The sequence below is a fragment of the Actinocorallia populi genome (genome assembly GCF_002995495.1).
Lineage (GTDB): Bacteria > Actinomycetota > Actinomycetes > Streptosporangiales > Streptosporangiaceae > Actinocorallia > Actinocorallia populi.
On sequence record NZ_PVZV01000004.1, the window covers coordinates 1 to 19824 of the forward strand.

27 protein-coding genes and 1 pseudogene are annotated in these 19824 nt (G+C 71.4%); 19 read left to right on the top strand and 9 right to left on the bottom strand.

What is annotated here, in order from left to right; translation table 11 throughout:
* The first annotated feature begins 147 nt into the window (after positions 1-147).
* Together C2865_RS16565 and C2865_RS16570 are read left to right on the top strand one after the other, a co-directional pair.
* Complete coding sequence (locus C2865_RS16565) at positions 148-759, top strand: hypothetical protein (protein WP_106399400.1); 612 nt, start codon at positions 148-150, stop codon at positions 757-759.
* A 67-nt stretch (positions 760-826) separates the two neighbouring features.
* A complete protein-coding gene (locus C2865_RS16570) occupies positions 827-1180 on the top strand; it encodes an STAS domain-containing protein (RefSeq protein WP_106399401.1) in 354 nt (117 codons plus the stop codon).
* 103 nt (positions 1181-1283) lie between these two features.
* Here the strand turns inward: C2865_RS16570 and C2865_RS16575 are convergent, their stop codons facing one another.
* Positions 1284-2240 (bottom strand): D-isomer specific 2-hydroxyacid dehydrogenase family protein, encoded by a 957-nt coding sequence (locus C2865_RS16575; protein WP_198653383.1) that lies wholly within the window; start codon positions 2238-2240, stop codon positions 1284-1286.
* Positions 2241-2378: 138 nt separating this feature from the next.
* Here C2865_RS16575 and C2865_RS16580 point away from each other — a divergent pair, with 138 nt between their 5' ends.
* Positions 2379-2591 carry a helix-turn-helix domain-containing protein gene (locus tag C2865_RS16580; RefSeq protein WP_106399402.1) on the top strand — a complete coding sequence of 71 codons (213 nt, stop codon included), beginning with the start codon at positions 2379-2381 and terminating at the stop codon, positions 2589-2591.
* A 9-nt stretch (positions 2592-2600) separates the two neighbouring features.
* Here the strand turns inward: C2865_RS16580 and C2865_RS16585 are convergent, their stop codons facing one another.
* The 4 genes from C2865_RS16585 to C2865_RS16600 form a co-directional block, all read right to left on the bottom strand.
* A complete protein-coding gene (locus C2865_RS16585) occupies positions 2601-2951 on the bottom strand; it encodes an STAS domain-containing protein (RefSeq protein ID WP_106399403.1) in 351 nt (116 codons plus the stop codon).
* Positions 2952-3033: 82 nt separating this feature from the next.
* Positions 3034-3696, bottom strand: a complete 663-nt coding sequence (locus tag C2865_RS16590) for a hypothetical protein (protein ID WP_106399404.1) — start codon at positions 3694-3696, stop codon at positions 3034-3036.
* Positions 3690-4238, bottom strand: coding sequence for a hypothetical protein (locus tag C2865_RS16595; RefSeq protein WP_106399405.1), 549 nt, complete (start codon positions 4236-4238; stop codon positions 3690-3692). Before C2865_RS16595 ends, C2865_RS16590 begins: the two co-directional genes overlap by 7 nt.
* 269 nt (positions 4239-4507) lie before the next feature.
* A complete protein-coding gene (locus tag C2865_RS16600; protein ID WP_157963755.1) occupies positions 4508-5662 on the bottom strand; it encodes a M48 family metalloprotease in 1155 nt (384 codons plus the stop codon).
* A 190-nt stretch (positions 5663-5852) separates the two neighbouring features.
* Here C2865_RS16600 and C2865_RS16605 point away from each other — a divergent pair, with 190 nt between their 5' ends.
* Positions 5853-6425 carry a hypothetical protein gene (locus tag C2865_RS16605; RefSeq protein WP_157963756.1) on the top strand — a complete coding sequence of 191 codons (573 nt, stop codon included), beginning with the start codon at positions 5853-5855 and terminating at the stop codon, positions 6423-6425.
* An 11-nt stretch (positions 6426-6436) separates the two neighbouring features.
* On the opposite strand, the gene C2865_RS16610 is transcribed toward C2865_RS16605, so the two are convergent.
* Positions 6437-7246 (bottom strand): class I SAM-dependent methyltransferase, encoded by an 810-nt coding sequence (locus tag C2865_RS16610; protein ID WP_106399408.1) that lies wholly within the window; start codon positions 7244-7246, stop codon positions 6437-6439.
* A 128-nt stretch (positions 7247-7374) separates the two neighbouring features.
* Between C2865_RS16610 and C2865_RS16615 the strand changes: the two genes are divergently transcribed.
* The gene (locus tag C2865_RS16615) at positions 7375-8253 is read left to right on the top strand and encodes an enoyl-CoA hydratase-related protein (RefSeq protein WP_106399409.1); all 879 of its coding nucleotides are present in this window, start codon (positions 7375-7377) and stop codon (positions 8251-8253) included.
* 1 nt (position 8254) lies between these two features.
* On the opposite strand, the gene C2865_RS41975 is transcribed toward C2865_RS16615, so the two are convergent.
* Positions 8255-8557 (bottom strand): putative acetyltransferase, encoded by a 303-nt coding sequence (locus C2865_RS41975; RefSeq protein ID WP_456297947.1) that lies wholly within the window; start codon positions 8555-8557, stop codon positions 8255-8257.
* Positions 8558-8615: 58 nt separating this feature from the next.
* Between C2865_RS41975 and fdxA the strand changes: the two genes are divergently transcribed.
* From fdxA to C2865_RS16675, 11 genes are all read left to right on the top strand, one after another.
* Complete coding sequence (gene fdxA, locus C2865_RS16625; protein ID WP_106399411.1) at positions 8616-8936, top strand: ferredoxin; 321 nt, start codon at positions 8616-8618, stop codon at positions 8934-8936.
* A 72-nt stretch (positions 8937-9008) separates the two neighbouring features.
* Positions 9009-10088 carry a succinyldiaminopimelate transaminase gene (gene dapC, locus C2865_RS16630; protein WP_106399412.1) on the top strand — a complete coding sequence of 360 codons (1080 nt, stop codon included), beginning with the start codon at positions 9009-9011 and terminating at the stop codon, positions 10086-10088.
* Positions 10089-10129: 41 nt separating this feature from the next.
* Positions 10130-10621, top strand: coding sequence for a DUF2617 family protein (locus tag C2865_RS16635; RefSeq protein WP_106399413.1), 492 nt, complete (start codon positions 10130-10132; stop codon positions 10619-10621).
* Positions 10618-11019, top strand: a complete 402-nt coding sequence (locus C2865_RS16640) for a DUF4247 domain-containing protein (protein WP_106399414.1) — start codon at positions 10618-10620, stop codon at positions 11017-11019. The genes C2865_RS16635 and C2865_RS16640 overlap by 4 nt, the downstream gene beginning before the upstream one ends.
* Positions 11016-11786: a hypothetical protein gene (locus C2865_RS16645; protein ID WP_106399415.1), complete on the top strand. Its 771-nt coding sequence runs from the start codon at positions 11016-11018 to the stop codon at positions 11784-11786. The genes C2865_RS16640 and C2865_RS16645 overlap by 4 nt, the downstream gene beginning before the upstream one ends.
* On the top strand, positions 11783-12217 hold the full coding sequence (locus C2865_RS16650) for a DUF350 domain-containing protein (RefSeq protein ID WP_232835654.1): 435 nt from the start codon (positions 11783-11785) through the stop codon (positions 12215-12217). Before C2865_RS16645 ends, C2865_RS16650 begins: the two co-directional genes overlap by 4 nt.
* Positions 12217-13761 carry a polyamine aminopropyltransferase gene (locus C2865_RS16655; RefSeq protein WP_106399416.1) on the top strand — a complete coding sequence of 515 codons (1545 nt, stop codon included), beginning with the start codon at positions 12217-12219 and terminating at the stop codon, positions 13759-13761. Before C2865_RS16650 ends, C2865_RS16655 begins: the two co-directional genes overlap by 1 nt.
* Positions 13762-13837: 76 nt before the next feature.
* Positions 13838-14293 (top strand): T3SS (YopN, CesT) and YbjN peptide-binding chaperone 1, encoded by a 456-nt coding sequence (locus tag C2865_RS16660; protein WP_157963757.1) that lies wholly within the window; start codon positions 13838-13840, stop codon positions 14291-14293.
* On the top strand, positions 14290-15183 hold the full coding sequence (locus tag C2865_RS16665) for a S1C family serine protease (protein ID WP_106399418.1): 894 nt from the start codon (positions 14290-14292) through the stop codon (positions 15181-15183). Before C2865_RS16660 ends, C2865_RS16665 begins: the two co-directional genes overlap by 4 nt.
* A gap of 54 nt (positions 15184-15237) precedes the next feature.
* Positions 15238-15726 carry a DUF2617 family protein gene (locus C2865_RS16670; protein ID WP_106399419.1) on the top strand — a complete coding sequence of 163 codons (489 nt, stop codon included), beginning with the start codon at positions 15238-15240 and terminating at the stop codon, positions 15724-15726.
* 56 nt (positions 15727-15782) lie between these two features.
* A complete protein-coding gene (locus tag C2865_RS16675) occupies positions 15783-16925 on the top strand; it encodes an acyl-CoA dehydrogenase family protein (RefSeq protein ID WP_106399420.1) in 1143 nt (380 codons plus the stop codon).
* Positions 16926-17000: 75 nt separating this feature from the next.
* Here C2865_RS16675 and C2865_RS16680 read toward each other — a convergent pair whose 3' ends face one another.
* A complete protein-coding gene (locus C2865_RS16680) occupies positions 17001-17333 on the bottom strand; it encodes a helix-turn-helix domain-containing protein (RefSeq protein WP_106399421.1) in 333 nt (110 codons plus the stop codon).
* Complete coding sequence (locus tag C2865_RS16685) at positions 17333-17698, bottom strand: type II toxin-antitoxin system RelE/ParE family toxin (RefSeq protein WP_106399422.1); 366 nt, start codon at positions 17696-17698, stop codon at positions 17333-17335. Before C2865_RS16685 ends, C2865_RS16680 begins: the two co-directional genes overlap by 1 nt.
* A 224-nt stretch (positions 17699-17922) precedes the next feature.
* On the opposite strand from C2865_RS16685, the pseudogene C2865_RS16690 reads away from it, so the two are divergent.
* From C2865_RS16690 to C2865_RS16700, 3 genes and pseudogenes are all read left to right on the top strand, one after another.
* Positions 17923-18237: pseudogene (locus tag C2865_RS16690) on the top strand (transposase); the annotation flags it as partial.
* A gap of 149 nt (positions 18238-18386) precedes the next feature.
* Positions 18387-18569, top strand: a complete 183-nt coding sequence (locus C2865_RS16695) for a DUF397 domain-containing protein (protein ID WP_106399423.1) — start codon at positions 18387-18389, stop codon at positions 18567-18569.
* A 352-nt stretch (positions 18570-18921) separates the two neighbouring features.
* A complete protein-coding gene (locus C2865_RS16700; RefSeq protein ID WP_106399424.1) occupies positions 18922-19734 on the top strand; it encodes a mycofactocin-coupled SDR family oxidoreductase in 813 nt (270 codons plus the stop codon).
* Positions 19735-19824: the final 90 nt, after the last annotated feature.

Here is a 19824-nt window from a genome sequence, read left to right on the forward strand (position 1 = left end):
GACGACGCGGCCTGAACCACACCGGCCAGGTGTGGTGAAGAGCTGCAAGCTCGGCCCTTCAGGGCCGAGAAGCTGACGTAAGGATCGCTGAACCGTTGTAAGGCGGGGAAGAGTGATGGAGACTCTCTGCGATCGGGAGGAGAGGACATGAACAACGCGGCCAGGCATGTGCTGGGGCTCGTGGTGGGAGTGGTGGCGACGCCGGTGGCACTGCTGCTGTGGTGCTACGGGATCACCGAGATGGGGCAGGTGTACCGACTGGGCAGGGAGGCGCCGCTGCTGGGAGCCCTGCTGATGGTGGCGGGCGGGGTGCTCCTCGGGGTGTTGTGCGGGTCGCGGATCTCTCCGCTGGCCTCGCTGGTGCCGGGAGTGGTGCTCGGCGGGCTCGGGACGGCCCTGCTGTTCGAGCCGTACGCGTTCAGCCGACATGTCCACGACCTGATACCGGGTGACGCGGGGATCGGTTTCCTCACCCTGAGCAGCACGGGCGTGCTCGTCGCGCTGGGGGTGACGCTGCTGGCCGCCTCGGTGCCGCCGTCGCGCTGGCGGGTGATGCGGAAGCCGCCGCCCGTGCCCTACCCGCAGTTGCCGTTCACGGTGGGCGGCCCCGGGCAGTCGGCGGTCCCCGGGCAGCCCGACTTCTCCGGTTCCGGGCGGCCTCCGACGGACATGCCGGTGGCCGGAGGGCCCCCGCCCGCGGTGCCGCCGCCGGGCGGCGCTCCGCAGCCACCCCCGCTCCCGTACCAGCCGGGCACATGAGACGGTGGGCCCGCACAGGACAGAGGACTGAACATGAGCGGTACTTCTGAGAACGTGGAGGTGGACGATGGTGGGAGCCGGCGAACGGTTGCGGCTGGAGCACCGGGTCGAGGGGGAGGTCACCGTGGTGCGCCCCAGCGGCGAGGTGGACGTGTTCACCGCGCCGGCGCTGCGTGAGTTCCTGCTCGAACTGCTCGAAGGCGGGATGCGCAGGCTCGTGGTGGACCTGTCGGGGGTGTCGTTCCTGGACAGCACGGGCCTGGCGGTCCTGGTCGGGATCTGGCAGCGGCTGCGCTACCACGAGGGCTCGTTCGCGTTGGCCGGGGCGAACCCCCACATCACCCAGGTGCTGCACACCACCCGGCTGGACCAGCCGCTCCGCCTGCACGGCACGGTCGACGAGGCCGTCGCGGCGGGCTGAACCCCGGCGACCGGCTCCGCGGGCGCGCCGAGAGCCGGACGGAGACCCGGTCCCGCGGGTGCGTCACGCGCCGGAGGACGCGCCCGCCGGGGGGCCGGAACGATCAGTATCCGGCGGCCGGGTCGACGAGGCCGACCAGCGGCCGCCCTTCGGCGAACAGCCGTACGTTCTCCGCCACCCGCTCGCACAACATCGTCGCCACGTACTCCGACGAGTCCGCGCAGTGCGAAGTAATCAAAACCTGGTCATGGCTCCACAAAGGGTGCCCGTCGGGTAGCGGTTCGGGGTCCGTCACGTCCAGTCCGGCCGCGGCGAGCCGCCCGGCGTCCAGGGCCTTGAGCAGCGCCTCGGTGTCGACGTGCGGGCCGCGCGCCACGTTCACCAGGACGGCCCCCGGCGGCAGGAGCGCGAGCTCGGGCGCCCCCACGATGTGCCGGGTCTCCGGCGTCAGCGCCAGCGCCACGACGAGCACGTCCGTGGACGGCAGGACGTCGTGCAGCCGGGAGACCGGCAGCGTCTCGTCGGCCCCTTCCAGCGGGGTGGCGCTGCGCCGCAGCACCCGCACACGGCACCCGAACGGCCCGAGGAGCCGGACGAGTTCCGTCGCGATGCCCCCGCCGCCCAGGATCGTCACGTTCAGCCCGCCCAGGGAGCGCGGGTCGATGGGGTTCCAGTGCGGGACCCGCGCGTGCCGGACGAGGTCGCGCAGGCACGCCAGGGCCAGCATGAGGGCGTGCTCGCTGACCTGCTTGGCGTAGGAGCCCTTGGCGCACGTGAAGGCCTGCGGGTAGGAGAACGCCTCGGTGAAGTGCTCCACGCCCGCCCACGGCAGCTGCACCCAGCGCAGGCGCGGGTGGGCGTCCAGGACCTCCGTCAGCGGCCCCGGGCCGCCGGGCAGCAGCCACACGAGCCCGTCGGCGTCCGCCAGCGGCACGACCTTCCCGCCGCCGCGCTCGACGGCCCGCGCCATCCGTTCCCGCAGGGGGCCCACGGAGACGTCCGTGGGACGTCCGACCCCCTCGATCGCCGCTTCCGGGGCGATAGCGATTTTGACTTCCATACCCCGCAGTCTCCCACTCTCCCCGTCAGAGCCATGATTTCGTTCAGTGACGGATGACTCGCCCATAGCCATAGAAAGTGCGATCTTCGCGAGTTACTGTGATCTATACGAGCGATTCACCAAACGAGGAGGCGTCAGATGACCGAAGCGGTGAAGAAGGGTGAACGTCTGACCGGTGCCCGGCGGGAGGAGCTGGCCAAGGAGCTGGCGGAGGCCTACCAGTCGGGCCGGAGCATCAGGCAGCTCGCGGCCGAGACGGGACGCTCGTACGGCGCGGTGCACCGGCTCCTGGTCGACCACGGCGTCACCCTGCGCGGCCGAGGCGGAGCCCGGCGCGCCAAGGTGTCCTGACCCGCGCGTTCACCCAGCGTCCAGCAGGGCACGTACGGCTTCGGGAACGGTGTCGTACAGGGGGATCACCCGGTCCAGTCGGGTGATCTCGAAGGCCTTGCGCACCCGGGGGATGGCGCCGGCCACCGCCACCCCGGGGCCGAGCCCCCGGGTCATCTTCTGCGTGGTGACGATGCTGTTGAGGCCCGCCGCCGCGCAGAAGCGCACGTCGCGCAGGTTGACGACGAGGGCGCGGTCACCGAAGCCGATGGAGGACAGCAGGGCCTCACGGAACCTGGGCTCGGACGCCACGTCCAGCTCTCCGTGCACGTCGATCAAGACGTAGTGCCCATAATCCGACACTTCGGCTGCATACTCCATGGAAGCCCCCTTTCCCCGTGACTATTCAGAGTCACTCGCCTACGGGCGGTTGCCAAGAGGGGCGAGGGAAATTTACCGACCCTTACCTCGGAGCATGCGCACTGGTCTGGATCTCCCGGACGAGCACCGCGGTGCGCCCGGAGGCCTCCAGGACCGGCAGCGTCCCCGACGGGGCGTCGCAGGCGCCCTCACAGGTCCAGGAGACCTCGTACTCGACGGTCGCGGTGACGGGGTAGGGCTCGCGCGCGGACCGCGTCCAGACGTGGGAGCAGGGGCCTTCCGGGCCGCTGGGGCCCACGCAGACCTCCCGCCCGTCCCCCAGGTCCCAGCGGACCCGCAGCGGGCGCCCGGTCAGCACGACGCGCTGCCCCGCCGCCCTGGCCCGGGCCCGGTAGACGTGCCACAGGTCGGACTCCAGCCACAGGAACGTCCGCAGGCCCACATAGGTGGTGGGCGACGGCCGGGTGCGCGGCACCGGGAGCGGCATCTCCAGCCGCGCCAGGGCCATCCGCGCCACCTCCGCCGTGCCGGCCTTCGGCACGGCGATCAGCGTCGTGACGCAGAACTGCGACTCCGGCGGGCAGGGGATCACCACGTAGGGCTCGGGTTTCGGCGCGTACCGCCCCGGACGCCCCTCCGAGAGCGACTGCAGGCAGGAGACGACCGCGGCGACCTCGCACCGCGGCTCCACCACGCGGGGCTCCGGCGGGGCGAAGGCCAGCGCCAGGGCCAGGGACGTCAGCACGGCCGCACCTCGCCGACCCGCCACACCTTCCAGGAACGCCCCGCCAAGGCGTCCTCCAGCTTCAGCCGGGTCTCCACCAGCGCCTGCTCGGTCACCGGACGGGGCCCGAGCCGCCGTCCCGTCACGGCGTCGAAGGTCGTGAACCCGGGGGAGTGCACGCAGTCCAGCACCAGCGCCGTCCGGTGCCTGATCCACGCGAGCCGCGGGTTGAGCGCCAGATGGGTGCGCCGCACCACCGACCGGCCGCGCTGCTCCTCGACCATCGCGACGAGCCGGGACGCCAGCGGCTCGGCCGCGACCTCGGGCAGGCGCGAGGCGTCGTTGCCGCCCAGCGCCGCCTCCAGCACCCGGTGGAACTCCCGGTAGGAGCCCAGGACGTCCTCGGGCCGCGACGGGACCGGCGGCGGTGGCGGAGCGGCCGCGGAAGCGGTGGAGGCGGCCGCCCCCGGGGGCGCGAACCCCCCTTCCGCGGCGCGGGCGGTGCACGCGGCCAGCGGCAGGATCAGGACGCAGGCCAGGGCGCGCGCCGGGGCGGAAGGCATGGCCCGGGAGCCTAGGGACGCCGCGCGCGGCCACGGAGCGGATCGACCGAGCCTTGGCCGAAACCAGCCCGGAAGGATTCCGTCCACCGCCGAGACCGCCGAGTCCGCCGAGTCCGCCGAGACCGCCGGTCGGCCCGGCCGACCGCGCACTCCGGCCGACCACGCGCTCCAGCCGGTCACGTGCTCCGGCGGCCGCGCGCTCCGGCGGGGCGCCGCCCCGCCGGAGAGGCCGCCGTGCGGATCGGCCGAGCCGGGTCGGCCGAGCAGGGTCAGCCGAGCAGGTCCAGCAGGCGCTGGTCCGGTTCGGCTCCGCGTTCCAGCGGGTCGATCAGCTCGTCCAGGTCGACGCGTTCGAAGTCCGGGCCGATCAGCACGTGCTGGCGCAGCACGTGCTCGGGCCGGTGGCCGCTGCGGCGCAGGGCGTCGCTGATCAGCGGCACCAGGATCCGGCTGACCGGGAACAGCTCGGGCGACTGGCCGCCGCACCGCCGCAGGATCTCCGCGGCCCGCCCGGCCAGGACGAGGCCGAGCACGTCGCGGGCGAGCACCGCCGGGTGGCCGAGGATGTCGGCGGCGACCTCGCGCACCCGGATCGCGCACTGCGTGGCGGCCTCCTCCCACACCGAGGCGTCGGCGGCGTCGAACGTCACCGCGCGCAGGCCCGCGGGCTCGGGCTCGGTCCGGGCCCGCCCGCCGAAGCGCACCGACGTCGGGCAGGGCGCGGGCGCCAGCGGCGCGGGCGTGACCGGCCCGGGCGTGACCGGCCCGGGGGCGGCGCTGCCGAGCCGTTCGGCCAGCAGCTTGGCGAACCCCGCCTCCACCTCGACGGGCAGCGGGCGCAGCGGCACCGGGCGCACCCCGGCGACCCCGGCGGGGACGCGGGAGGTGCCGAGCAGGGCGGTGACCCGCCCGGCGAGCTCGGGCAGCTCGAACCGTTCGCGCTCCTGGCCGAGCCGCCAGCGCCAGGCGGCCCAGAAGTCCACCGGGTACCAGCCGGCGGCGGCCAGCGGGCCGACGTACTGCAGGACGAACCTCTCGAAGGTCAACGACAGGTAGGAGGCGTGCACCAGGGCGGCCGCGACGGACTCGGGCGAGACGACCTGCGCGACGAGCGCGTCGGCCAGGCCCTCGACGCCGGCCCCTCCGGCGGGCACCAGCCGCGAGGCCGAGTGCAGGTGCACCAGTTCGTGCGCGACGACCGCCGCGAGTTCGTCGGCGGGCAGGTCCAGGACGTAGGGGAGCCCGAGCAGCAGCCTGCCGGGCAGGGCGACGACCTCCGGCACCGGGTACAGGTCGACCTCGGCGGGGGCGGGCACGCCGAGGCGGGCGGCGGTGTCGGCCACCAGCAGCCACAGGTCCGGCTGGCTCTCGGCGGTGATCGGCACGGCGGCCGGCGCCGCACCGAAGCCGGGTGCTGTCTTCACAAAGACCGGAGGCTACCAACGCGTTACGACGAAATGACCGGGTGATCATTGTTCGTGGCGCGGCTCACGCGAACCGGAGCGCGGCCCGCGGCGTCCGAGGCGCGTGCCTAAGCTGGGGGGCATGCTGCGCCTATTGGAGACCCGGACCGGACAGGTCGTCGGAGTCCGGCCCGGGCCCCTGAGACTCTACGTGTATCAGCCGGATGACCTGCGTGTCTGCCTCACCGCGGACATGCTGCGCCGGGTGGCGCTCCGGCTGCGCCGCCGCGCCCTCACCACCGCAGCTCACGCGGCCGATCACGGGTGGCTGAGCATCCCCCGGCTGGAGGCCGGAGATCCACTTCCGGGGGCTTTGGGTGTGGGGAAGCTCACTTCCGGAGCGTCCGTCGGCGTGGCGGAATGGACGGCCCCGCCACCCGCCGACGTCGAGCCCGCGGCGCTGCGGCTCGCCCTCCTGCGCCACCGGTACCGGGAGGAGGCGCGTCTGGGGCCGGAAGCGGTCAGCGCGGCCTCGGCCGACCTGGCGCGCTGGCGCGGCAGGCTCGCCGAGTGGGCGACCCTGCCCTCCGAGCCGATCCACGCCCCCTACGCCGCGCAGACCCTGGAGGCCCTCTGCGACGACCTGGACGTTCCGCGGGCGCTGGACGTCCTGGACGGCCTGATGGACGACGAGGGCGTCGCGCCCGGCGCCCGCCTGGAGACGGTCCTGCAGCTCGACCAGATCCTGGCGCTCGAACTGCCCGCGGCCATCGGCACCCGCTGAGCCCGGTCCCGTCAGAACGCGGGGCCCGGCGGGAAGGGCTCGAAGCCGGGCGGCGGCGGGGCGCCGTCGGCCTTGCGGACGGCGGCGAAGCGCAGCCGCACGTAGTCGGCGACCCAGCCGGACTCGCGGCGCAGCGCCGGGGCGGCCAGCTCGTTCACCCGCTCCAGCAGCGGCTGGACGAGCGGCGGCGGCACGTCCCGCAGCGGCTCGGCGGCGTACACCCGCACCCAGTCGGCGGCGCCGTCGGGGCCCTCGGTCATCCGGGTGGGGCGGTCGAAGTACTCCAGCAGCCGGACGGTGAAGCCCGCCTCCTCCAGCCGGGTGGCGTATCCGGCGGGGGTGGGGAAGAACCACGGCAGCTCCGGCTCGGTGAGCCCGAACTCGCGCCAGGCCGTCTGCATCGCGGCGATCAGCTCGGCGCAGTTGCCGGCGCCGCCCATCTCGGCGACGAACCTGCCGCCGGGCCGCAGCGCCGAGTACACGCGGGCGATCACCGCGTCGGGGTCGCGCACCATCCAGTGCAGCGCCGACATGGAGATCACCGCGTCGTAGGCGTCGGAGACGGTGAAGTCGTGCGCGTCTCCGGCGGTGAAGGACAGCTCGGGGAACTGGGAGGAGGCCTGGGCGATGAGGTGGAGGCTGCCGTCGATGCCCAGCGGCTGCGCGCCGCGCGCGTGGAGTTCGGCGGTGAGCAGGCCCGCTCCGCAGCCCAGGTCGATGACCTTCTCGCCGGGCTGGGGGTCCAGCAGGTCGATCAGTGGCGCGCCGTGTGCGGAGACGTATCCGAAGGCGGAGTCGTACGTCGCCACGGACCAGTTCATAGAAGTGAAGATATCTGACGAAAGTACACGTGTGCGGAGGTAACGGTCCGACGGGTCGGCGGCCGCCCGGAGGCCGGGAGCGGCGGTCTTCTAAACTCGGCCCGACGTCCAGGCGGAAGAGGTGGATCATGGAGTACCAGGAGATCGGCTACCGGGTCGAGGACGGCGTCGCCACGATCACCCTGAACCGGCCCGAGCAGCTCAACGCCTACACCAACCGCATGCGCGTGGAGACGCTGGACGCGTTCGACCGCGTCGACGCCGACGACGACGTGCGGGTCGTGGTCGTCACCGGCGCGGGCCGGGCGTTCTGCGCCGGAGCCGACCTCTCGGCCGGGGCGGGGACCTTCGACTACGAGCGGGCCCCGGAGATGTTCGGCGGCGACGACCTCCTGCAGGACGGCACGCCCCGCGACGGCGGCGGCACCGTCGTGCTGCGCACCGCCCGCTGCCTCAAGCCCGTCATCGGCGCGATCAACGGCGCGGCCGTCGGCGTCGGGGTGACCATGACGCTGCCGATGGACGTGCGGATCGCCTCGGAGAAGGCCAGGTTCGGCTTCGTCTTCGCCCGCCGCGGCATCGTCGCCGAGGCCGCCTCCTCCTGGTACCTGCCGCGCGTCGTCGGGATCTCCCAGGCGATGGAGTGGACGATGACCGGACGTGTCTTCTCCGCGTCCGAGGCGCTCGCGGGCCGGCTGGTCTCCCGGGTCGTCCCGCACGAGGAACTGCTGCCCGCCGCGTACGCCCTGGCCCGCGAGGTCGTCGAGAACACCTCGTCCGTGGCCGTCGCCTCGATCCGCCGCCTCATGTACGCGGGGCTGTCGGCCGAGACTCCCTGGCAGGCGCACGCCAACGACTCCCGGCTGATGACGGCGCTGGGCGCCGCGCCCGACGTCGCCGAGGGCATCGAGTCCTTCCTGGGCAAGCGTCCGCCGGCCTTCCCGATGAAGGTCTCCCGCGACATGCCGGACGCCGTCCCGGACTTCCCCCGGCACCGGGAGGACTGACTCAGGAGCGCGGACGGCGGCGCGGCGGCGCGGGCGGGACGACCTTGCCCGCGGCGATGATCCCCTCGGGGACGTCGACGAGTTCGCCGTCGCGGCGCCGCACCTTCAGGACGCCGTCGGCCCAGGATTCGAGAACTCCCACCACATCGGAGTACTCTCCCGTCTGCAGCCGACGGCGTAGCGAGACCCGCTGACCCGTATCCGCTGGTGAGACCGTGACCGCGAGACGCGCGGCGAATCGGGATGACAAGTGGGCACCCCCACGTCGAAATGAAGACCCGGCGACCGCAATACTATTGCTCACAAGCTTACGGTGAGCCGTGGCTGACGGCGGGGCCGGGAAGTTCTGAGAGGAGTACGGCGTGACCTACGTCATCGCGCAGCCTTGCGTGGACGTTCTCGACAAGGCGTGCATCGAGGAGTGCCCTGTCGACTGCATCTACGAGGGGCAGCGTCAGCTCTACATCCACCCGGACGAGTGCGTCGACTGTGGTGCGTGCGAGCCCGTGTGCCCGGTAGAGGCGATCTACTACGAGGACGACCTTCCCGACCAGTGGAAGGAGTTCTACAAGGTCAACGTCGAGTTCTTCGAGGAGCTGGGTTCGCCCGGCGGCGCCTCCAAGGTCGGCAAGATCGAGCGGGACCACCCGATCACCGCTGCTCTCCCCCCGCAGGGCGAGTAACAGTCGTATCCCCCTCTCGGCCGTGACCGCGTTCGGGTCACGGCCGAGAGGCATGCCAGGAGGGAAAGACCGATGGAACTGCCCGACTTCCCGTGGGACCGCCTGGAGCCGTACAAGAAGACGGCCTCCGCCCACCCCGGGGGACTCGTGGACCTGTCCGTCGGCACTCCCGTCGACCCCACCCCCGAGGTGGCGCGCAGGGCGCTGGCCGAGGCCTCCGACGCGCCCGGCTACCCGCAGACGTGGGGGACGCCCGCGCTGCGCGAGTCCGTCGCGCGCTGGCTGCGCCGCCGGCTGGGCGTCCAGGCCGACCCGGACGCGATCCTGCCCGCCATCGGCACCAAGGAACTCGTCGCCTGGCTGCCGCTGCTGCTGGGCGTGAAGCCCGGCGACACCGTCGTCTTCCCCGAACTGGCCTACCCCACCTACGACGTGGGCGCCCGCATCGCCGGGGCCACCGGGCTGGCCTCCGACGGGCTGCTCCAGCTCGGCCCGGCACGGCCTGGGCTGCTGTGGATCAACTCGCCCGCCAACCCGACCGGCAAGGTCCTGCCGCCCGACCACCTGCGCAAGGTCGTCTCCTGGGCGCGGGAACGCGGCGTGACGCTGGTCAGCGACGAGTGCTACATCGAGCTGTACTGGGAGGGCGACGAGCCCGTCTCGGTGCTGCACCCCGACATCTGCGGCGGCTCCCACGAGGGCCTGCTGGCCGTGCACTCCCTGTCCAAGCGCTCCAACCTCGCCGGATACCGCGCGGGCTTCGTCACCGGCGACCCGGTGCTCGTCAAGCGGCTCCTGGAGCTGCGCAAGCACGCGGGCATGATCATGCCCGCCCCGGTGCAGGCCGCGATGGCCGCCACCTACGACGACGACGCCCACGCCGCCGAGCAGATCGAGCGCTACCGGGCCCGCCGCGCCGCGCTGAAGACGGCCCTGGAGGGCCACGGCTTCCGCGTCGACCACTCCGAGGCGTCCCTGTACCTGTGGTCCACCCGTGACGAGCCCTGCTGGGAGACGGTCTCCTACCTCGCCGAGCGCGGGATCCTCGTCGCGCCCGGTGAGTTCTACGGCCCCGCGGGCTCCCGCCACGTCCGCGTCGCCATCACCGCGACGGACGAACGCGTCGCCGAAGCGGTCTCCCGCCTCGCCTGAAAGACCGGTACCATCCGCTTGTTCTCCCCCCGGAACGACGGATGGTCCGAGTGCTCAGCGCGCTGGAAGTGCCCTACCGTGACACGAGCGCCGACGCGCTCGTCTTCGCGTTGGACGAGCCGCGTCTCGAAGCGCTGGCCGTCCGGCGGTTTCACACCGCGGGGCTGACCGTGGAGCTGCGGCTGCTCGGCGCGTCCCACCAGGTGCTCGCAGGGCCCGTCATCGAGACGGTCGCCTGCCTGCCCGGCCGCGCAGGGGGCCTGCCGGACGAGGTGACGCGCCCGCTGGACGGGTGGACGTACACCTTCGAGTCCCGCACCCGGCGCGCCGCCGACTTCCCCGCCGAACTCGCGCGCGTCGAACGGGCGCTGGACCGCCCGGAAGCGCTCAGCGGCGTCTTCCCCGGAGCGCCCGGAGCGCTGACCGGGATCGTCCTCGACGCCCGGCCCGACGGGCTGGGCTGGCGGACCTGGCACACCTACCCCCCGACGGGAGAACTCGTGGAGACGACCACCCGGATGGTGAGGCCGTGAAGAAGGCGCTGCTCGGCGGAGGCGTGCTCGTCATCATCGGCGCGACCATCCTGCTGGTGATGCTGACCAGCGGCACCAAGTCGCCCCAGGACTGGATCGCCGGGAGGTTCCCGGCGATCGAGGGCGGCTACCAGTCGAAGGACACGCCGATCGAGACCGCCGGCCAGATCATCGACCGCTCCGAGCCCGTCGAGCGCGCCTACGACCCGGCCGGGGTGTTCCTGCGCTACCCGGGAGCGGTGGTCGCCGTCCTCCCCGCGGTGGCGGGCAGCCTGATCTACGTCGACACCCCTGAACGCGGCTACGAGCGCTGGCACAAGTACGTGAACGGACGCTGGGGAGGGCCCGCAGGACGGGTGTCCCTGTTCCGCGGCGGCGGCCCGGGAGGCGGCAAATGAGCGCGGAGAAGCAGGGCGCGCAGCCTCAGCGGGAGAACCCGGGCGAGGAGCCGGCCGAGCAGGCCGCTCCCGAGAAGCTCGGCAAGCAGGGCTGGATGGGCTGCATCATCCTCATCATCCTCTTCTTCGTCCTGCCGACGGGCTGCGCGATGTGGAGCGAAGGCGCCTTCGACCCCGACCTGTCCGACGACGTGACGGCGGTCGCGCTGAGCCCGGCCGACACGGCCAGACTGGTGGAGCGGCTGCAGGAGGCCTCGCAGAGGCAGCGGGTCTGCTACGGCTGGGAGGTCGACGCCGACACCGGAGCACCGGTGGAGATCGGCTCCAACCTCGGCGTCGGCGTGGACGCCCGCCAGGACCCGGTGCGCTGCCCGAGATGGGTCGTGCTGGAGGCGAGGTTCACCTACCAGTCCAAGGAATGGACCGGGGTCAGCTACTCCATCGAGGACAGCTTCCCGCGGAAGGACTTCCGCATCACCGACCTGTACGCCCACGACGTGGTGGAGCCCACCGACCTCGGCGACCGCGTCACCGCCGAGCTGGCCGACGGCATCGGCTCGCTGCCGCTGCTGGCCGCGCAGGAGGACCTCAGGCCGGTGCCCGTCCAGGAGCGGACGCCCGACCCCACCGCCTCGGACAACGACGAACTGGAGTCGCTGCGCGGCGCGGGCTGGTGGGTCCTGATCGGCTTCGCGGGCCTGCTGGTCGCCCTCGGTCTCCTCCTGATCGTCCTGAACGCCGTCAAGGAGTGGAGGAAGACCTCATGATGTACGACGAGCTTCTCAACGAGAGCCTGGCGACCCTGGCCTACGGCGTGCTCGGCGTCGGGCTGCTGGCCCTGGGCTTCCTCGTGGTGGACGTGCTGACGCCGGGACGGCTCGGCCACGTCATCTGGACCGGCGACGGGCGGGGCGGCGCGGTCGTCCTGGCCGCCAAGCTGCTGGGCATCGGCGCGATCGTGACGACGGCGATCGCCACCAGCTCCGACGACCTCGCCGAGGGGCTGCTGGAGACCGCGGTGTTCGCCCTGATCGGGCTGGCGCTGAGCGTCGTCGCCTTCTTCATCCTCGACTGGATCACGCCCGGGAAGCTGGGGGAGACCCTGCTGTCGGGCGGCTCGACCCCGCACGCCTCCTGCTGGGTCGTGGCCGCGACCGACCTGGCGACCGCGGCGATCGTGTCGGCGGCCGTCTCCTGATGCGGCGCGTGCTGCCCGCACGCGCCGCCCGGGTGATGGTGCTCGCCGCCGTCTTCATCTGCGCCGCCTGCGGGCTCGTCTACGAGCTGGCACTGGTCGCGCTCGGCAGCTACCTCGTCGGCAACTCCGTCACGCAGGCGTCGGTCGTCCTGTCGGTGATGGTGTGCGCGATGGGCGTGGGGTCGCTGGCCGCCAAACCGCTGCAGTCGCGGGCGCTGGTGGCGTTCGCGGTGATCGAGGCGGTGCTGGCGCTGCTCGGCGGCCTGTCGGTGCTGCTGCTGTACGCGGCGTTCGCGTGGCTCGACCTGTACGTCCCGGCGCTGGTGTTCGCGGCGTTCGTGCTGGGGGCGCTGATCGGGGCGGAGATCCCGCTGCTGATGACGCTGCTCCAGCGCATCCGCAGGCAGGAGGCGGGGAGCGCCGTCGCGGACCTGTTCGCCGCCGACTACGTCGGGGCGCTCCTGGGCGGGCTGGCGTTCCCGTTCCTGCTGCTGCCGGTGTTCGGGCAGATCAAGGGGGCGCTGGTCGTCGGGACGGTGAACGCGGTCGCCGGCATCGCGGTCGTGCTGTGGGTGTTCCGCGCCGACGTGGGGCGGATGACGAGAGCCGTCCTGTGGAGCGTGATGGCGGGCGTGCTCGCCGTCCTGGCGGGCGTGTACGCGCTGGCCGACGGGTTCGAGGCGACGGCACGGCAGGCTCTCTACAAGGACCCGATCGCGTTCTCCGCCCGCACGAGCTACCAGGAGATCGTGCTGACGCAGAAGGTGACGCTGTCGGGACGCCAGGACATGCGGCTCTACCTGAACGGGGACCTCCAGTTCTCCTCGGTGGACGAGTACCGGTACCACGAGTCGCTGGTGCACCCGGCGCTGGCCGGGGAGCGCGGGCGGGTGCTGATCCTCGGCGGCGGAGACGGGCTGGCCCTGCGCGAGGTGCTGCGCTATCCCGACGTCCGCGAGGTCACGCTGGTCGAACTCGACCCGGCGATGGTCACGATCGCCCGGACGTACCCGCCGCTGGCCGAGCTCAACGGCCGCGCCTTCGAGGACCCGCGCGTACGGGTCGTCAACCGCGACGCGTTCGTCTGGGCACGGGAGGGGCAGCCCTCCTACGACGCGGTGATCGTCGACTTCCCCGATCCGGACGCGGTCGCCACGGCCAAGCTCTACTCCGTGGAGTTCTACGGGCTGGCCCGGCGGCTCATCGCCCCCGGCGGGCGCATGGTCGTCCAGGCCGGGTCGCCGTTCTTCGCGCCCCGCTCGTTCTGGTGCATCGAGAAGAGCATCCGCGAGGCGGGCCTGCGGACGGCGCCGTACCACGTGGACGTGCCGAGCTTCGGCGACTGGGGGTTCGTGCTGGCCTCCGCGGCGGACCCCGTTCCGGCGATGCCGTCCGGCGCCCCGAAGACCCGCTTCCTGGACGAGCGGGTGCTCGGCGCGTCGACGGTCTTCGCCCGGGACCTGCGGCGCACGGACGTCGAGGCCAACACCCTGGTCGACCCGGTGATCGTCGGCTACGAGGACGCCGAGTGGGGAGAGTTCTGAGTTTCGTCTCCCCGAAGCTGCCGTTTTGGGAACAATGATCTTTTCCCCGGTGGTCCATTGGAGAGGTGAGCACGACATGACACCCGTCGCGATGATCCGCGCGTACGTCGAGAAGATCGTGCAGGAGATGCTGGGCGGCGACGGCCCGCTGCACATCGACGAGGACGGCTCGATCCCGGTGCGGAGGGGCAGCGCGCTCTTCCACATCGACGTGATCGACAGGGGCGAGAACCCGGCGCTGGTGTGCGTGTGGTCGGTCGTGCTGCACAACGCCGCGGGCGGGCGGAGCCTGCTGAAGGCGCTGAACGACATCAACTCCCGCATCCTCCAGGCGCGGATCTACCTCAAGGACGGCGACGTCATCATGAGCACCGAGCTGCTCGCCGACACCGTCACCGTCGAGAACCTCTCCTACGCCGCGGACGCGATCGGGGCGCTGGCCGACCGGTTCGACGACGAGCTGCAGGAGCACTTCAGCGGGGAGAAGGCGTTCGACGAGGACGACGAAGACGACGATGCGGTGATGGTGTGAGCCTCGAGGACTTCAGCGACGAGCTCGCCGCGCTGGCGGGCCGGGTCCTGCCGGGCGTGGTGGCGCTGACCGTCCGGTGCGGGCAGAACACCGGGTACGGGTCGGGCTTCGTCCTGGACGGGGACGGGCACGTGGTGACCAACCAGCACGTGGTCGAGGACGGCGACGAGATCATCGCCGAGCTGCCGGGGCTGCCGTCGCGGCCCGCGAAGGTCGTCGGCGCCGACCGGCTCACCGACCTGGCCGTCCTGCGGCTGGAGGGGGAGACCCCCGAGCACCTGGACCTGCGGCTGGAGCCGGCCCGGCTGGGCGAGCTGTGCCTGGCGCTGGGCTCCCCGCTCGGCCTGTACCCCGAGTCCGTCTCGCTGGGGATCATCAGCGGGCTGGCCCGTTCGCTGCCGACCCGGGGCGCCGCGCGCTCGCTGGAGCGGGTGCTGCAGACCGACTGCGCGATCAACCCCGGCAACTCGGGCGGGCCGCTGGTGGACGTCCGGGGCCGGGTGCTCGGGGTGAACACCGCGATCCGGGCGGACGGGGCGGGCATCGGCTTCGCCGTCCCGGCCGGGACGGTCCGCGCGATCGCCGCCGAGCTGATCGCGCGCGGGCGGGTCGCGCGCGCCTCGCTGGGCGTCGCGATCGCCGAACGGCACGTGGAGATCGAGGGGCGGACGGTCAAGCGCCAGGTCATCACCCGGATCGGCCGCGACGTCGGGCACGACCTGCGGGTCGGCGACGCGCTGCTGGCCGTCGACGGGGTGGAGATCGACGGGCGGGCGGCCCTGTACGACCAGCTCGGCGGGGACCGCGTCGGCCGGGCGCTGACGCTGGCGGTGCACCGGGACGGGCGGATCTGCAACGTCCAGGTGGTGCCCTCCGCGCTGGCGGACTGATTCCTCCCCCGGAGGCCTACAATCCGGGGGAATCCGAGATTTTGGAAGGTTCCCATGCTGGAGCTGGTACGCCCCGCGGCCGACGTGCGCGCCGACGGCCTGGCGTTCACGCTGGACGTCCCGCCGCAGGAGGCGCTGGCCGCCCGGTCCTGGACCGTGGCCGGGGTCGGGGTGCAGGCGCGGCTCCTGGACGCCGGCCACCAGGTCGTGGCGGGGGAGCTGGTCGAGACCGTCGCCCAGCTCCCCGGCCGCGACGGGCCGCTGCCGTACAAGCTGCACCGCGAGGTGGGCGGCTGGTCCTACGGCTTCTCCGCCGACGTCTACAAGCGCGACTACGTCGACTTCGACCGGGCGGTGAAGTTCCTGCGCGGCTACCTGGACGGCCGGGACGACACCGTCGCGGGGGTCTTCGCCCGGGACCGGGACGAGCTCAGCGGGGTGCTGGTCCGGCAGATCAGACGGGGTCTGGAGTGGCGGGCCTGGCAGACCTTCCCCCGTACACGGCAGATCGTCAGTACCCGGACCCGGATGCTCATCGTCTGACAAACCGGGTGCTAACCTGGCGCTGTCAGTGAGTACTTACCTGGGAGTGTGGGCCCGTGGCGCGCGAGATCTTCAACGAGGAACACGAGGCGTTCCGCGACATGGTGAAATCCTTCATCGAGAAGGAGATCACGCCTTTCCACGAGCAGTGGGAGAAGGACGGCATCGTCTCCCGCGACGTGTGGCTGGCCGCGGGCCGCGCCGGCCTGCTCGGCATCGACGTCCCGGAGGAGTTCGGCGGCGGCGGCAACGACGACTACCGCTACTACGTGATCTTCAACGAGGAGCTGGCCCGCGCTGGCGTGCACGGCCCCGGTTTCGCCGTCCACAACGACATCAACGGCGGCTACCTGCGCCAGCTCGCCAACGACGAGCAGAAGGCCCGCTGGTTCCCCGGCTACTGCTCCGGCGAGATCATCACCGCGATCGCCATGACCGAGCCCGCCGCGGGCTCCGACCTGCAGGGCATCAAGACCACCGCGGTCAAGGACGGCGACCACTACGTCCTCAACGGCTCCAAGACCTTCATCTCCAACGGCATCCTGTCCGACCTGGTGATCGTCGTCGCCAAGACCGACCCGTCGGCCGGCTCCCGCGGCGTCTCCCTCCTCGTCGTCGAACGCGGCATGCCCGGCTTCGAACGCGGCCGCAACCTGGAGAAGGTCGGCATGCACGCCCAGGACACCGCGGAGCTCTTCTTCGACAACGTCCGCGTCCCCGCCGCGAACCTCCTCGGCGAGGAGGGCATGGGCCTCATCTACCTGATGCAGAACCTCGCCCGCGAACGCCTGTCCATCGGTGCGACCGCCCTCGCGGGCGCCGAGATCGCCTTCGAGCAGACCCTCGAGTACTGCAAGACGAGGACGGCCTTCGGCAAGCCCATCGGCGCCTTCCAGAACACCCGCTTCAAGCTCGCCGAGATGAAGACGGAACTGACGTTCGCCCGCGCCTTCACCGACCAGTGCATCCTGGCCGACACCACCCACACCCTGACCCCCGAAGACGCCGCCATGCTCAAGTGGCGCAACACCGAGATGTGCAAGACCATCGTCGACAACTGCGTCCAGCTCTTCGGCGGCTACGGCTACATGACCGAGTACCCCATCGCCAAGGCCTACCAGGACGTCCGCATCCAGACCATCTTCGGCGGCACCACGGAGATCATGAAGGAGATCATCGGCAGGAGCCTCTTCCGCTGACCGATCGACTCAAGGCCGGGACGTGACCGCGTCCCGGCCTTTTCAGATGGGCGGGCGTCGGTTCGGGCGCGGTGTTCAGAAGTTCACGAGCAGGTCCTCATCGTGCTGGGCCTTCTCGTCGCCGACGATGATGTGGAAGCGCACGCCCATCGCCTTCCCCAGCCTGCGGAGCGTCTCGATGTCGGGGATGCCGCCGCCGAGTTCGATCCGGGACAGGGCCGGCTGGCTGATTCCCGCGCGTTCGGCCACTTCCTTCTGCGTGAGGTTCTGGGCTCTGCGAATGGCTCGCAACTGGTCGCCGATCCTGAGATCCCGGCCGGCCCGCTCATATTCAGGATGCTCGGCCACGTCATCCGATTCCGCGAGACGCTTGGCCTGGAGGGTCCTCCACCGGCTGTGCCCGGCCATCATGAGCTCCTCTCGAAGTGATGGATGATCGTTAGGTCATGGTATGCCTGACACGTTTTCTTGGCCCGTATGGCCCGGTCAACGTCGGCCCTCTGGACGCCCTCGCGGGTTTTGCGGAAGACGGTGAGCAGAATGATCAACCGCTTGCCGGGCTTCCAGAAGGTGATCCGCCAAGTGGTGTGGTCGAGGACGACCCGCAGCTCGTGAACGCCGTCGGCGTCCTTGAGTTTCTTGACATGGTCGCCGTCCGCCACGCCACCGGTGACGAGATGGTCGTCCACGTTCCGCATGACTCGTTGGTAGTGCCCGTAGGGCAGGGACAGCAGCCAGGCTTCCACCTCCGGCTCCAGGTCGATCTCGTGCATACCTTCGAGGGTATATATCTCTGATGGTAACTCGGGTCGCTTTGTAGAGTCCAGGGTCCTCGGTCAGGGGAAATCATGGCTGAATGTCTGCTTCTTCCGCTGAAATTCCTCTAGGGAAACCGCTCTCGCAGGGCAACGAGCCTGGTGACATTTGGGGACCATCCCCGCGTGCGGGTGGATAGATGAGGGCCTCTTCGGACAGCCGCCACTGTCCGTGGTCGGCGACGAGGACGGGAACGGTGGAGCTGGCGACCCCGAAGCTGCGGTCGGGCTCGTACTCCCCTGAGTGGCCGCTGGACGCAGGTCCCTACACGTTCGTGTGGGTCGACGCGCTCACCCAGAAGGTTCGGGAGGGTGGTGGGATCGTGAACGTCCACGTTCTGGTCGCCACGGCGGTGAACGCCGACGGACGCCGCGAGATCCTCGGGTGCGAGGTCACCTCCGGAGAGGACGGCGCTGGCTGGCTGGCATTCCTGCGTGGCCTGGCCGGGGTCCAGCTCGTGGTCTCCGACGCCCACCGCGACCGGGTGGACGCGATCGCCTACGTGGGTGCGCAGAACGGTGGGCGTTTGATCGAGGCCGGTGACGAAGCGGAGAGTCTGGCGGTACGGTTCGAGGAAATCGGGGCGTTGGCTGAGTCACGAGACGCTTCGAGGGACCTGATCGTCCGGATCATGAGGATGTACGAGTGATCAAGTGGCGGAAGAGTTCTTACACGGGCGGCGGCAGTGATGAGGCCTGTGTGGAGGTGGCCTCCTTGCGAGAGGGCATCGGCCTGCGGGACTCCAAGAACCGTGACCTCGGGAAGCTGGAAGTCCGGCGGGAGGCGTTCGCCGGACTCGTCGCGCGGGTGAAGCGCGGAGAGCTCTGAGCCTCCTTCCCTCCGGCACGTTCGCCGGGGTGGTTCTGGTCGATCCGGCGGCCCGCACTGTGAGCAGGCTTGTTCAGAGGCCGTCAGCGGACACCACGGCTCCGCCGCCCGTCAGCAACAGTGGCGGCGCCGTCAACGCGTCGTTCTTGGCGGAGCAGCGGCGGTAGAAGGTCTGCGGGGAGATGTCCGACGGCTCGTTCGCGTCTTAATAATTCATACTTTGAGTGCTTAGGATGCCTGTGCCGGTTCGGGGCGTGCGCGTGGCCCTGAAGCCGAGCCCTCCTACGGCCCGGCGCCGGGTGAGCCCGCCCCATGTCACCCGTGCCCGGGTCCGCGCCTCGAAAGGAACGTCATGAACAGGGTCCAGGGCAAAGTCGCTTTCATCACCGGTGCCGCGCGCGGCCAGGGCCGCGCGGAGGCGGTCAGGCTCGCCGAAGAGGGCGCCGACCTGATCCTCACCGACCTGTGCGCGTCCCCCGCCGAGACCGACTACGCGGCGGCCACGCCCGAGGAGCTGGCCGAGACCGTCGCGCTGGTCGAGAAGCTCGGCCGCCGCGTCGTCCACGGCATCGCCGACGTGCGCGACCTCGAGGCGCTGGAGGAACTCGTGCGGCGCGGAGTCGAGGAGCTGGGCCGTCTCGACATCGTCGTCGCCAACGCCGGCATCGTCAGCTGGGGGCGCTTCTGGGAGATGAGCCCGCAGCGCTGGCAGGACATGATCGACATCAATCTCACCGGTGTCTTCAACACCCTGCGTGCCGCCGCACCGGCCATGATCGACGCGGGCAACGGCGGCTCCGTCATCGCGATCAGCTCCGTCGCGGGCATCAAGTCCCTGCCCGGCCAGTCCCACTACAGCGCGGCCAAGCACGGCGTCGTGGGCTTCGCCAAGTCCGCCGCCATCGAGCTCGCGCCCTACCGCATCCGCGTCAACACCATCCACCCGTGGGGCGTCCACACCCCGATGGGCGAGATGGGCCCGGACGCCCAGAAGATCTTCACGGACAACCCCTCCTACGGGGGCTCCATGGGCCAGATCCTGACCGATCCGGTCTTCTCCGAGCCCGAGGACATCGCCAACACCGTCCTCTTCCTCGCCTCCGACGAATCCCGCACCATCACCGGCGCGCAGATCACCGTCGACCACGGCGCGACCAAGGTCTGACTCCGCTCGCGCCCCCGACCTCGCCCACCCGTCACCGGCCCGGAGCGGGGCAGGCGTCACCCGAGCCGTGCGGAGGCCGTCCGCACGGCT